Source organism: Streptomyces sp. NPDC006314 (assembly GCF_040613075.1).
Classification (GTDB): Bacteria; Actinomycetota; Actinomycetes; order Streptomycetales; family Streptomycetaceae; genus Streptomyces.
Map to the genome: position 1 here is coordinate 32,153 of NZ_JBEXRL010000005.1, position 12,781 is coordinate 44,933.

The following is a 12,781-nucleotide window of genomic DNA, read 5'->3' on the forward strand; positions in this document are numbered from 1 at the left end:
TGATCGCGTGTCCAAACGTGCCGCAACGGGAGCCCTGTTCGGTCTCGCCCTCGGGGACGCCCTCGGCTACCCGACCGAGTTCAAGACCGTGCCGTCGATCCTCTCGACGTTCGGGCCCTGGCGGGAGAGGGAGCTGCCCCAGCGGGCCCGTGTCTCCGACGACACGCAGATGACCCTCGCCCTAGGGCGGGCGCTCCGGACGGCCATGGAGCGCGGAGACCTCGCGCCGCAGCGGCTGGGGCGGCCGCTGCGCGAGGAGTTCGTGGACTGGTACCAGTCGCCGGAGAACAACCGGGCCCCGGGCAACACCTGCCTGACCGCCTGCGGTCTGCTCAAGGAGGAAGGGCGGGCCTGGCAGGACGCCAGCCGGCTCGGCTCCAAGGGCTGCGGTGCCAACATGCGCGTCGCCCCCATCGGGCTCGCCCCGGGCCTGAGCGAGGAACAGCGCGCCGGCGCCGCCCAGTTGCAGTCCGCGCTCACCCACGGCCACCCCACCGCGCTGGCCGCCTCCGACCTCACCGCACGCGCCGTCCACCTGCTCGCGCGGGGCGTCGACCCGACGGGCCTGGTCGGCCGTTTGCGGTCCTACGCGCTGGACCACCGCACCCGCTACGACCACACCTGGCTCGGCGACCTCTGGACCCGCTCCCAGGACCCCAGCCCCGAGCACTTCATCGCGCGCGGCTGGGACGAGTGCCTGGTGATCCTCGACCGCCTCCAGGAGGCCGTGCGGACCGCCTCCCCGGAGACCGACCCGTGCCGGGCCACCGGGGAGGGCTGGATCGCCGAGGAGGCCCTCGCGACCGGACTGCTGTGCTTCCTGCTCTTCCCGGACGAACCCGTCACCGCCCTGCGCCGGGCCGCCTGCACCGCCGGCGACTCCGACTCCATCGCCTGCCTCACCGGCGCCTTCGCGGGCGCCTGGCTGGGCGCGGACGCCTGGCCCGCCGACTGGACCGAGCGGATCGAGTACCGGGGCGACCTGTCGGCCCTGGGATCGCTCTGGGACGCTTAGGCCCATGATCGAAGACCTCGACATCGACCTCGCACCCGTGGTCGCGGAACAGCCCGACCCCCTGCTGTTCGCGACCGTCTCCGGAGCCCACCTGTACGGCTTCCCCTCGCAGGACTCGGACGTGGACCTGCGCGGCGTCCACCTGCTGCCGACGGCCGAACTCGTCGGGCTTCGCGAACCGGAGGAGACCCGGTCCCGGGCCTGGGTGCGGTTCGGTGTCGAGCTGGACCTCGTCACCCACGACTTGCGCAAGTTCGCACGGCTGATGCTCCGCCGCAACGGCTACGTCCTGGAGCAGCTGCTCTCCCCCCTGGTCGTGCACAGCACTGAGGCGCACCGGGAACTGGCGTCGCTGGTGCCGGGCGTCCTCACCAGTCACCATGCCCACCACTACCGCGGATTCGCGGTCACCCAGTGGCGGCTGTTCGAGAAGACCGGCGAACTCAAGCCGCTGCTCTACACGTTCCGGGTGCTGCTCACCGGCACCCACCTCATGCGCAGCGGTGAGATCCAGGCCCATCTGCCCACGCTCCTCGAGGAGGTGGACGCGCCCGGCTATCTGCCCGAGCTGATGGCCGCCAAGGCGAAGCGGGAGCACGGGGCGGCCGATGTCGACCCCGCACGCGTGCGGGCCGACGTGGAGCGGCTGCACGTGCTGCTCGACGAGGCGCAGGCCACCTCAGCCCTCCCCGACGCGCCCACCGCCTACGACGCCCTGCACGACTTGGTCGTACGGCTGCGCCGACAGGGCTGAGGAGCGGCGCACCCGGAAGAGGAAGGCCGCCACGCGCGCGTGGTCCGGCTCCGGCGGCAGGGGGGTGCCCCGCACGGCTTCCTCCGTCTCGCCCGCCAGCCGGACCATCCACGCCTCTGCCTCCGCCCACGGCACCTCGCCGCGCTTCACCGCGAGCAAGGGCTCCCGCCGGTCTCCCACGTCGATGCGCAGTTCCCCGGTGCGCAGCAGGTCACGGGCGCTCATCAGCAGCCGCAGCAGGTGCATCGCGTGCTTCCAGCGCGGGGCCCCCGTCGTGCGGACGTCGGCCTCGAGCTTCTTGCGCTGGCCGAGGGCGTAGCGGGTGAAGGTGTCGTGGACCTGGCGGGAGAGGAAGGCGCCGCGCAGGGACAGCAGCTCGCGGCCGGTGTCGTCCAGGTGTTCCACCAGCGGGGAGTGCAGGCACTCCAGGATGTTCGGGTTGCCTCGCAGCGCCAGCTCGCAGAACCGCTCCAGCTCCCAGGAGAACCGCTCCTCGCCGGGCCCCTCCACATGGGTCGGTGGCTTCTCGAACCGCCAGTAGAGGGGAGTGGGGGCGAGGAACACCCCCCGCCGGTCGGTGTCGCTCGTGTCCGTCGCCAGGCCGAAGGCCCGGGAACCCATGACACAGGCGTAGATCGTGTGGTCGCGTACCAGGTGCTCGGGGTTCTCGGGCTGCATGCCCGGAGCGTACGCGGGCGCCTCACGCCAGACGGATCGAATTTCCCTCCACCTTGATCGTCTCGGCGGGCAGCGGCCTGGTCGCCGGGCCGTGCGCCACCGAGCCGTCGGCGATGTGGAACCTGCTGCCGTGGCAGGGGCAGTCGATGGTGCCGTCCGCCACCTGGTTCACCGTGCACCCCCGGTGTGTGCAGACCGCCGAGAACGCCTTGAAGTCACCCTTCTTCGGCTGGGTGACCACGATCTTCCGCTCCTTGAAGACCTTGCCCCCTCCCTCCGGGATGTCACCGGTCTTCGCCAGCTCCTTCTTGTCGGAGGAGCCGGAAGCCGAGGAACTCTTGTCGTTGCCGCCGCATCCCACACAGGGCGCGGCGAGCGCCACAGCGCCCGTCGCCAGAACCGTGCGCCGCGTCGCGGGCTGGGTCATGTCACCACTCCGAACAGAGTTTGGGGGCAGGGATCAAACCGGTGGATACCGGTACGTTCGCATCGTCTCAGTGATCGGGCGCCGCGCGCCCCGGCCGCGCGGGCTGACTACGCTGGACGGGCCAGCACAGACACACATGTCAGCGAGGAGCAGCGCCGTGGCGGTACGAGCGGTCCGGGGGGCCGTCCAACTGGATCGGGACGAGGCCGGACACATGGACGAGCAGGTCGGGGCGCTGCTCACCGCCATCCTGGAACGGAACGGGCTGACCACCGACGACCTGATCAGCATCTGGTTCACGGCCACCCCCGACCTGCACAGCGACTTCCCGGCCGCCGCCGCCCGCAAGCTCGGCATCGTCGACGTCCCCCTGATCTGCGCCCAGGAGCTCGACATCGAGGGCGCCCTGCCACGGGTCGTGCGCGTCCTCGCCCATATCGAGTCGGACCGGCCCCGCGCCGACATCGCCCACGTCTACCTCGGCGCCGCGGCCGCCCTGCGCAAGGACATCGCCCAGTGAGAACCGCCCTCGTCATCGGAACCGGCCTGATCGGCACCTCCGCCGCCCTCGCCCTCACCCAGCGCGGGGTCACCGTGCACCTCGCCGACCACGACCCCGAGCAGGCCCGTACGGCCGCCGCGCTGGGAGCCGGCACCGACGAGGCCCCCGAGGGCCCCGTCGACCTGGCGATCGTGGCCGCCCCGCCCGCGCACGTGGCCGGCGTGCTCGCCGACGCCATGAGCCGGGGCCTGGCCCGCGGCTACCTGGACGTGGCCAGCGTCAAGGGCGCCCCGCGGCGCGAGCTGGAGGAGCTCGGCCTGGACCTCACGGCGTACATCGGCACGCACCCCATGTCCGGCCGCGAGAAGTCCGGCCCGCTGGCCGCGACCGGGGACCTCTTCGAGGGCCGCCCCTGGGTGCTCACCCCGAGCCGGGACACCGACACCGAGGTGCTGAACCTCGCCCTGGAACTGGTCTCGCACTGCCGGGCCGTCCCGGTCGTGATGGACGCCGACGCCCACGACCGCGCCGTCGCCCTGGTCTCCCACATGCCCCACCTGGTCTCCAGCATGGTCGCCGCACGCCTGGAGCACGCCGAGGAGGCGGCCGTACGGCTGTGCGGACAGGGCATCCGGGACGTGACCCGGATCGCCGCCTCCGACCCGCGCATGTGGATCGACATCCTGTCCGCGAACCCGGGCCCGGTCGCCGACCTGCTCTCCGACGTCGCCGCCGACCTCGACGAGACCGTGCGGGCCCTGCGCGCCCTGCAGTCCTCCGACGAGGCCAAGCGGAACGAGGGCAGCGCCGGCATCGAGGACGTGCTGCGCCGCGGGAACCTGGGACAGGTGCGGGTACCCGGAAAGCACGGCACCGCGCCGCGCGTGTACGAGACCGTCGCCGTGCTCATCGACGACCAGCCCGGCCAGCTGGCGCGGATCTTCGCGGACGCGGGCCGGGCCGGCGTCAACGTCGAGGATGTACGGATCGAGCACGCGACCGGGCAGCAGGCCGGTCTGGTGCAGCTGATGGTGGAGCCGGAGGGCGCACCGGTCCTGAAGGAGGCGCTGCGCGAGCGGGGCTGGGCCCTGCGGCAGTAATGCACGGCGAGGGCGCCTCCCGCGAGCCAGTAACCTTGTGCGGGGCGCCCTCGCGTCCCACACCCCGCCCACCACCCTTCACCAGGAAGGTGCCCTCCCGTGGAAAACGGCGCCGCCCCGACCGCCAAGCCCGTGATCGTCGCCATCGACGGTCCCTCCGGCACGGGCAAGTCGAGCACGTCGAAGGCCGTGGCCGCGCAGCTCGGCCTGAGCTACCTCGACACCGGTGCCCAGTACCGGGCGATCACCTGGTGGATGGTGAACAACGGCATAGACCTCGACGACCCGACCGCCATCGCCGCCGTCGCCGGCAAGCCGGAGATCGTCTCCGGCACCGACCCGGCCGCCCCGGCCATCACGGTCGACGGCGTGGACGTGGCCGGTCCGATCCGCACCCAGGAGGTCACCTCCAAGGTCAGCGCGGTCAGCGCGGTGCCCGAGGTGCGCGCCCGGATCACCGAGCTGCAGCGCTCGCTGGCCACCGGCGCGGAGAACGGCATCGTGGTCGAGGGCCGTGACATCGGTACGACCGTGCTGCCGGACGCCGACCTGAAGATCTTCCTCACCGCCTCCCCGGAGGCCCGGGCGGCCCGCCGCAGCGGCGAGCTGAAGGGCGCCGACATCCACGCCACCCGTGAGGCACTGATCAAGCGGGACGCGGCCGACTCCAGCCGCAAGACCTCGCCGCTGGCCAAGGCCGACGACGCGGTCGAGGTGGACACCACCGAGCTGACCCTCGCCCAGGTCATCGAGTGCGTCGTCACCCTGGTCGAGGAGAAGCGGGCCGGGAAGTGACCCAGCCGTCCCTCCCCTCGGAGCGGGGTGCCGAGGTCGGTCGGCGCATCGGCGTCGGCCTGATGTACGGGCTGTGGAAGCCGCGTGTGTTCGGCGCCTGGAAGGTGCCCGCGACCGGCCCGGTGATCTTCGCCGTGAACCACTCCCACAACATCGATGGCCCGATGGTCATGGGCGTGGCGCCGCGGCCGACACACTTCCTGATCAAAAAGGAGGCGTTCGTCGGCCCGCTGGACCCCTTCCTGACCGGCATCGGGCAGCTGAAGGTGGACCGCGCCTCCGCCGACCGCACCGCCATCACCCAGGCCCTCGGCGTGCTCGCGGCCGGGGGAGTGCTGGGCATCTTCCCGGAGGGCACCCGGGGCGAAGGCGACTTCGCCTCCCTGCGCGCCGGGCTCGCCTACTTCGCGGTCCGTAGCGGGGCGCCGATCGTGCCCATCGCCGTACTGGGAAGCTCCCGGCGGCCCGGACGGTTGATAAAGGCGCTGCCCCCGCTGCGCTCCCGCGTGGACGTCGTCTTCGGCGACCCCTTCGACGCGGGCGACGGCAGCGGGCGGCGCACGCGCAAGGCGCTGGACGAGGCGACCGAGCGCATCCAGAAGCAGCTCACCAGCCACCTGGAAAACGCCAGGCGCCTGACCGGGCGCCGGGCGACACTTGAGTAGTGGATCAGCCGGGAGAAAACCGGACCGATCCACCGACCACCACGAATGAACGACGAGGTACGCACTTCATGAACGACGACATCCAGCCCGACGGCCCGGCCGAGCACCAGTACGAGCACGGGGCTCTCGGCGACGTCGAGTACGCGGAGTTCATGGAGCTCGCCGCGGAAGAGGGCTTCGACATCGAGGACGTCGAGGGAGCCATCGAGGCGGCGGGTCACGGCCCGCTGCCCGTGCTCGCCGTCGTCGGCCGCCCCAATGTCGGTAAGTCGACCCTGGTGAACCGGATCATCGGCCGCCGCGAGGCGGTCGTCGAGGACAAGCCGGGCGTCACCCGCGACCGCGTCACCTACGAGGCCGAGTGGGCCGGCCGCCGTTTCAAGGTCGTCGACACCGGTGGCTGGGAGCAGGACGTCCTCGGTATCGACGCCTCCGTGGCCGCCCAGGCCGAGTACGCGATCGAGGCGGCCGACGCGGTCGTCTTCGTCGTGGACGCCAAGGTGGGCGCGACCGACACCGACGAGGCGGTCGTACGGCTGCTGCGCAAGGCCGGCAAGCCGGTCGTGCTGTGCGCCAACAAGGTCGACGGCCCGAGCGGTGAGGCCGACGCTGCCTACCTGTGGAACCTCGGCCTCGGTGAGCCGCACCCCGTCTCGGCCCTGCACGGCCGCGGCACCGGCGACATGCTGGACTCCGTCCTGGACGCGCTGCCGGACGCGCCCGAGCAGAGCTTCGGCACCGGCGTCGGCGGCCCGCGCCGCATCGCGCTGATCGGCCGCCCGAACGTGGGCAAGTCCTCGCTGCTGAACAAGGTGGCCGGCGAGGAGCGCGTCGTCGTCAACGAGATGGCGGGCACCACCCGCGACCCGGTCGACGAGATGATCGAACTCGGTGGCACGACGTGGAAGTTCGTCGACACCGCCGGCATCCGCAAGCGCGTCCACCTGCAGCAGGGCGCCGACTACTACGCCTCCCTGCGCACGGCCGCCGCCGTGGAGAAGGCCGAGGTCGCGGTCGTCCTGATCGACGCCTCCGAGAACATCTCCGTGCAGGACCAGCGGATCATCACCATGGCCGTCGAGGCGGGCCGCGCGCTGGTCATCGCCTACAACAAGTGGGACACCCTCGACGAGGAGCGCCGCTACTACCTGGAGCGGGAGATCGAGACCGAGCTGGGCCAGGTCGCCTGGGCGCCCCGCGTCAACGTCTCGGCCCGCACCGGCCGTCACATGGAGAAGCTGGTCCCGGCGATCGAGACCGCCCTCGCCGGCTGGGAGACCCGCGTCCCCACCGGCCGCCTCAACGCCTTCCTCGGCGAGCTGGTCTCGGCCCACCCGCACCCGGTCCGGGGCGGCAAGCAGCCGCGTATCCTCTTCGGGACCCAGGCCGGCACCAAGCCCCCGCGGTTCGTGCTCTTCGCCTCCGGCTTCATCGAGGCGGGCTACCGCCGCTTCATCGAGCGCCGGCTGCGCGAGGAGTTCGGCTTCGCGGGCACCCCGATCCACATCTCGGTGCGGGTGCGCGAGAAGCGCGGCGCCAAGAAGAAGTAACAGCCGTACGACGTGAAGGGCGGCCTCCGGTTCTCCGGGAGGCCGCCCTTCACGTTTGTCCGTCAGGCACCCCGGCGCGGTCCCGGCGGCAGCGGCAGCGCCGCCGGGACATGGTGCATCCCGGTGTCCTGCTGCCGCCCGAGCGTGCCGACCCGCTGCCACTGCGAGGGCGACTGCTGTCGCGCGCTGTACGCCCCGGCGCTGTAGGCGCCGTACGAGCTGCTGAACGACCCCGCCCGATGCCCGCCGTACGACTCGGCACCGTCCGGGATATCCCCGAAGGCGCTGAACCGCAGGTCCTCCTCACCGCTGCGGTCACCCGGCAGCGTACGGAAGGTCCTGACCCACTCCGCGTAGAGCGTGTCGTAGATCGGCGTGGCCGATGGCCCGTCCGAAGACTCGTGTGCCGACCTGGCGGACGGCACGGAGGAGAAGGCGGACCGGCGGGGAGAAGGAGTGTCGTATGCGTGCACGTATGTCCAAACGACCGGGGCCCCGAAGAGATGCGGTCACCGCGTCAGGGGCGCGGGGAACTGCGCGAAGGGCCACGGCGAACCCGCAACCGCCCGCCTACGCGCAGCCCCCCGACAGGTGAACTCACGTACCGGCGAGAGGAAGTGCCGCGGCCACCAGCATGCCGTTCGCCGCCGCCCTGTCCAGTGCGTCCCGCAGCAGATCCTCCCGCGGCTGCCGCCCGATCGATCCCACCGGCGCCGCGAACAGCAGCACCTGCTGGTGCTTGTTGGCCGCCGCCCGCCAGCCGTCCGTCACCTGCAGCGGCTGATGCGCCTGCCACCAGGCGACCGACTGTCCCCCGTGGGCGCTCGGCTGGAGCACCGCATGCAGCTGGCCCACCGCGAGCAGTACCGACCAGCCGTGCAGCACCGGCGGCACCGAGGCCAGATCGGTCACCGGCGTGTAACCCTGCTCGATGAGCAGCGGGAGGAAGTCGTCACCGGCCCCGGTGGTGCCCGGGCGCACGATCGGCGAGGTCGGCTCGACCACGAGCGCGGGGTGCAACTCGCCCTCGATCAGGACGAGTCCGCTCGTCACACCGAGCACCGCCTGCTCGGGCACGGCCTTCGGCGGGGCGGCGCCGGCGAAGTCACCGCCGGCGCCGCCGATGGATCGGACGGCACCCTGCAACTGCTCCTCGGTGACCTGGACGACCTGCGAGGGCAGGCAGCCGGCGTGGGCGAAGGCGAGGACGGCGGTCTCGTCGCCGACGAACAGAACGGTGCTGGTGCGCTCCTGCTCGGAGTCGCCCGGGGTGCGACAGGACGTGCAGTCGTAACTGCCCGGGGCGTTCTCTCCGGCGAGCAGCCGGTCGGCTTCTTCGTCGCCGATCTCGGCGCGTACGGCGTCACTGACGTCGAGCATGCGCGGCACGGGTGGCTCCCTCGGGATGCGGTGCTGGGTCGGCCGGGTGGCTCCCGTCCGATGAGCCCCGGGGTTCCGGGCTCATGAAGAAGACAACGGACGTCCTGTGGTGGGAGTCACGCCCCGAACCGATCCGGTTCGAACCTTCCACCGCACAGCGTCACCTTCGGTGCGGCACTGGCAACTCACCGTCAACTACCTTGCCGGTCAAGGGACTTGAGTGCGTGAAGTGGGTCACAGATCGCTTGACCCGTTGGTCGACAAATACTGAAATCGCTGGATGAAATGGGTGGCCGAAAATCGTCGATACTCGCGGTAACCGGCAACTGGCCTGGAGGGACGAGCGGTTGGTTGATTCCGGCCGCTCCCCCTCCTTACATTCCTCCGCCGTGTGCAACGAGCACCGCTCGGGTACGTTCGCCGGCCGGCAAGGCAGAGCACGATCGCCGACTCCGGTCGCGGTGGACGGGGCGGACGCGAGGAACCGCGGTCATCCGCGGCGAGGCGCGTTCCGCCTGGGGGAGCCCGGGTTCGTGGAGAGGGAATCACATGTCCGAGTGTGCCGATACCACCCGCACCACCGCCCGTCCCGACAGCGCCCGCAAGGGCCGTACGGCGGCCGCGCTCGCCGGGGCCGCTCTGCTGGCCCCGCTGGGACTGCTGGCCGCGACCGGCAACGCCACCGCGGCGGACAACGGAGTGTGGGACCGCATCGCCCAGTGCGAGAGCGGCGGCAACTGGCACATCAACACCGGCAACGGCTACTACGGCGGACTCCAGTTCTCCGCCGGCACCTGGCGCGCGTACGGCGGCACCGCCTACGCCCCGACGGCCGACCAGGCCTCCAGGAGCGCGCAGATCGCCGTCGCCACCAAGGTCCAGCAGGCCCAGGGCTGGGGCGCCTGGCCGGTCTGTTCGGCCCGCGCCGGAGCTTCCGGTGCGGCACCTGCGGCGACTTCCACGGGCTCTTCCGGCGGCACCGCGTCGAAGGGCGTGACGACGAAGTCCGCACCGGCGAAGACGCCACCACGCCCCCCGGTACACGCCGACCGCAGTGCCTCCCGCGGTGACTACACGGTCCGTGAGGGCGACACACTGAGCATCATCGCGGCCCGGCACGGGACCACCTGGCAGCGGGTCTACGCCGCCAACAAGGCCGTCATCGGCGGGGATCCCGACCTGATCGTGCCCGGCCAGCGCCTGACACTCTGAGCGACGGTCGTCCAGCACCGGACAGCCGCTGTTCCGACGAGGACAGCGGCTGTCCGCATCCGCTGGCAGACTCGGGCCCATGTTGGAGACCTCGGCACGACTGCTGCGCCTGCTCTCGCTGTTCCAGGCCCACCGTGAGTGGTCCGGCGCCGAACTCGCCGAACAGCTCGGCGTCACGGCGCGCACGGTCCGCCGGGACGTGGACCGGCTGCGCGAGCTGGGCTACCCGGTCAACGCCAGGCCCGGGACCGGCGGCGGCTACCAGCTGGGCGCGGGCGCCGAACTCCCGCCGCTGCTGCTGGACGACGACGAGGCCGTCGCGGTGGCCGTGGGCCTGCGCACCGCCGCCGGGCACGGCATCGAGGGCATCGGGGAGACCTCCGTACGCGCCCTCGCCAAGCTGGAGCAGGTGCTGCCCGGCCGGCTGCGCCGCCGGGTGAGCGCCCTCAACGCCTTCACCGTGCCGATGCTGCGCGGCGGCCCGCCGGTGGCCCGCGTCGACCCGGCCGTGCTCACGGAACTCGCCCACCTGTGCCGGGACGCCGAGCGGCTGCGGTTCGCGTACGAGAGCCACGAGGGCACATCGAGCCGCCGTACCGTCGAGCCCTACCGGCTGGTGTGCACCGAGCGGCGCTGGTACCTGGTCGCCTGGGACGTCGACCGGGCGGACTGGCGGACCTTCCGCGTCGACCGCATCACCCCCACGCCCCCGCACGGCCCGCGCTTCACCCCGCGGGAGCCTCCCGCCGAGGACCTCGCCGCCTATGTGTCGAAGGGCGTCTCCACGCGCGCGTACGCCACGCACTCCGCCGTCCGGCTGCTGGTGCCGCTGCACCAGGCCGCCGAGCGGATCTCACTGTCCGCCGGGACGCTGGAGGCCGACGGGGAGGAGGCGTGCATCCTGCGCAGCGGGGCCACGAGCCCGGACATGATGGTCGTGCACATCATGATGCTGGGCTTTCCCTTCGAGGTGCTGGAGCCCGCCGAGCTGACCGAGGCGGTCAGGAGGATTCGCGATCGGCTTGATGCCGCTCTGGCTCGGGCTGGGGAGCCTGGCCCGCGTACTCCGGGTGGTGCAGGTCGAACGCCGGGGACTCCGAGCGGATCCGGGGCAGGGTGACGAAGTTGTGCCGGGGCGGTGGGCAGGAGGTCGCCCACTCCAGGGAACGGCCGTAGCCCCAGGGGTCGTCGGTCCCGACCTTCTCGCCGTGCTGGGCGGTCTTCCAGACGTTGTACAGGAACGGCAGCGTCGACAGGCCGAGCAGGAAGGCGCCGATCGACGAGACCGTGTTGAGCGTGGTGAAGCCGTCGGCCGCCAGGTAGTCGGCGTACCGGCGGGGCATGCCCTCGGCGCCCAGCCAGTGCTGCACCAGGAACGTGGTGTGGAAGCCCACGAACAACGTCCAGAACTGGATCTTCCCGAGCCGCTCGTCGAGCATCTTCCCGGTGAACTTCGGCCACCAGAAGAAGAAGCCGCCGAAGACCGCGAAGACGACCGTGCCGAAGACGACGTAGTGGAAGTGCGCGACGACGAAGTACGAGTCCGTGACGTGGAAGTCCATCGGCGGCGACGCAAGGATCACTCCGGTCAGCCCGCCGAACAGGAACGTCACCAGGAAGCCCAGTGCCCACAGCATCGGCGTCTCGAAGGACAGCGAGCCCTTGATCATCGTGCCGGTCCAGTTGAAGAACTTCACGCCCGTCGGCACCGCGATCAGGAACGACATAAAGGAGAAGAACGGCAGCAGCACCGCGCCGGTCGCGAACATGTGGTGCGCCCACACCACGATCGACAGACCGGTGATGGCCATGGTCGCGCCGATCAGCGTCAGATAACCGAAGATCGGCTTGCGGCTGAACACCGGAATGATCTCCGTGACGATCCCGAAGAACGGCAGCGCGATGATGTACACCTCGGGGTGCCCGAAGAACCAGAACAGGTGCTGCCACAACAGCGCCCCGCCGTTGCCCGCCTGGAACACCTGCGAGCCGAAGCGCCGGTCCGACTCCAGCACCAGCAGCGCCGCCGCCAGCACCGGGAACGCCATCAGGATCAGGATCGACGTGAACAGCGTGTTCCAGGTGAAGATCGGCATCCGGAACATCGTCATGCCCGGCGCGCGCATCCCGATGATCGTGGTGATGAAGTTGACCGCGCCGAGGATCGTCCCGAAGCCCGCCAGCGCCAGCCCCGTGATCCACAGGTCCGGACCGATGCCGGGGGAGTGCGCGGTGTCGTTGAGCGGCGCGTAGGCGAACCAGCCGAAGGCGGCCGGCCCGTCGGGCATCAGCAGCGAGCCCAGCACGATCAGCCCGCCGAAGGCGAACAACCAGTACGACAGCATGTTCAGCCGCGGGAAGGCCACGTCCGGGGCGCCGATCTGCAACGGCATCAGCTCGTTGGCGAAGCCCGCGAAGCTGGGGGTCGCGAACAGCAGCAGCATGATCGTGCCGTGCAGGGTGAACAACTGGTTGAACTGGTTGTTGTCCAGGAGCTGCAGTCCCGGCCGGGCCAGTTCGGCCCGCATCAGCAGCGCCATGATCCCTCCGGCCAGGAAGAAGCCGAACGCCGTGACCAGGTACAGATGGCCGATCTTCTTGTGGTCGGTGGTGGTGAGCCAGTCGACGACCAGCCGGCCGCCCCGGCTGCCCCGCACCGGTCGTGCCGCCGCCCCTAGGGTCTGGGTCCCCATCGCTCGCTCG

The 12,781-nt window shown here is 71.2% G+C and carries 14 protein-coding genes; 9 read left to right on the plus strand and 5 right to left on the minus strand.

Features of this window, described 5'->3' with window-relative positions:
- Positions 1-7: 7 nt before the first annotated feature.
- Entirely contained in the window at positions 8-1,015 is a 1,008-nt protein-coding gene (locus ABZ079_RS10500; protein WP_356939028.1) for an ADP-ribosylglycohydrolase family protein, read from the plus strand.
- 4 nt (positions 1,016-1,019) lie between these two features.
- A complete protein-coding gene (locus ABZ079_RS10505) occupies positions 1,020-1,769 on the plus strand; it encodes a nucleotidyltransferase domain-containing protein (protein ID WP_356939029.1) in 750 nt (249 codons plus the stop codon).
- Here the strand turns inward: ABZ079_RS10505 and ABZ079_RS10510 are convergent.
- Both ABZ079_RS10510 and ABZ079_RS10515 read right to left on the minus strand, forming a co-directional pair.
- A complete protein-coding gene (locus tag ABZ079_RS10510) occupies positions 1,695-2,447 on the minus strand; it encodes a nucleotidyltransferase domain-containing protein (RefSeq protein ID WP_356939030.1) in 753 nt (250 codons plus the stop codon). The genes ABZ079_RS10505 and ABZ079_RS10510 overlap by 75 nt on opposite strands.
- 22 nt (positions 2,448-2,469) lie before the next feature.
- On the minus strand, positions 2,470-2,874 hold the full coding sequence (locus tag ABZ079_RS10515; protein ID WP_356939031.1) for a Rieske (2Fe-2S) protein: 405 nt from the start codon (positions 2,872-2,874) through the stop codon (positions 2,470-2,472).
- 157 nt (positions 2,875-3,031) lie between these two features.
- Between ABZ079_RS10515 and aroH the strand changes: the two genes are divergently transcribed.
- From aroH to der, 5 genes are all read left to right on the plus strand, one after another.
- Positions 3,032-3,394 carry a chorismate mutase gene (gene aroH / locus ABZ079_RS10520; RefSeq protein WP_356939032.1) on the plus strand — a complete coding sequence of 121 codons (363 nt, stop codon included), beginning with the start codon at positions 3,032-3,034 and terminating at the stop codon, positions 3,392-3,394.
- A complete protein-coding gene (locus ABZ079_RS10525) occupies positions 3,391-4,476 on the plus strand; it encodes a prephenate dehydrogenase (RefSeq protein ID WP_356939033.1) in 1,086 nt (361 codons plus the stop codon). Before aroH ends, ABZ079_RS10525 begins: the two co-directional genes overlap by 4 nt.
- 99 nt (positions 4,477-4,575) lie before the next feature.
- Positions 4,576-5,271 (plus strand): (d)CMP kinase, encoded by a 696-nt coding sequence (gene cmk / locus ABZ079_RS10530; RefSeq protein WP_356939034.1) that lies wholly within the window; start codon positions 4,576-4,578, stop codon positions 5,269-5,271.
- Entirely contained in the window at positions 5,268-5,936 is a 669-nt protein-coding gene (locus ABZ079_RS10535; protein WP_356939035.1) for a lysophospholipid acyltransferase family protein, read from the plus strand. The genes cmk and ABZ079_RS10535 overlap by 4 nt, the downstream gene beginning before the upstream one ends.
- Before the next feature lie 68 nt (positions 5,937-6,004).
- Positions 6,005-7,486, plus strand: coding sequence for a ribosome biogenesis GTPase Der (der, locus tag ABZ079_RS10540; RefSeq protein WP_356939036.1), 1,482 nt, complete (start codon positions 6,005-6,007; stop codon positions 7,484-7,486).
- 62 nt (positions 7,487-7,548) lie between these two features.
- On the opposite strand, the gene ABZ079_RS10545 is transcribed toward der, so the two are convergent.
- Positions 7,549-7,959: a hypothetical protein gene (locus tag ABZ079_RS10545; protein ID WP_356939037.1), complete on the minus strand. Its 411-nt coding sequence runs from the start codon at positions 7,957-7,959 to the stop codon at positions 7,549-7,551.
- 124 nt (positions 7,960-8,083) lie between these two features.
- Entirely contained in the window at positions 8,084-8,875 is a 792-nt protein-coding gene (locus ABZ079_RS10550; RefSeq protein ID WP_356939038.1) for a hypothetical protein, read from the minus strand.
- A gap of 540 nt (positions 8,876-9,415) precedes the next feature.
- Here ABZ079_RS10550 and ABZ079_RS10555 point away from each other — a divergent pair.
- Positions 9,416-10,078, plus strand: coding sequence for a transglycosylase family protein (locus ABZ079_RS10555; RefSeq protein WP_356939039.1), 663 nt, complete (start codon positions 9,416-9,418; stop codon positions 10,076-10,078).
- Positions 10,079-10,157: 79 nt separating this feature from the next.
- Positions 10,158-11,198: a YafY family protein gene (locus ABZ079_RS10560; protein ID WP_356939040.1), complete on the plus strand. Its 1,041-nt coding sequence runs from the start codon at positions 10,158-10,160 to the stop codon at positions 11,196-11,198.
- Here ABZ079_RS10560 and ctaD read toward each other — a convergent pair.
- Complete coding sequence (ctaD, locus tag ABZ079_RS10565; RefSeq protein ID WP_356939041.1) at positions 11,080-12,771, minus strand: cytochrome c oxidase subunit I; 1,692 nt, start codon at positions 12,769-12,771, stop codon at positions 11,080-11,082. The genes ABZ079_RS10560 and ctaD overlap by 119 nt on opposite strands.
- Positions 12,772-12,781: the final 10 nt, after the last annotated feature.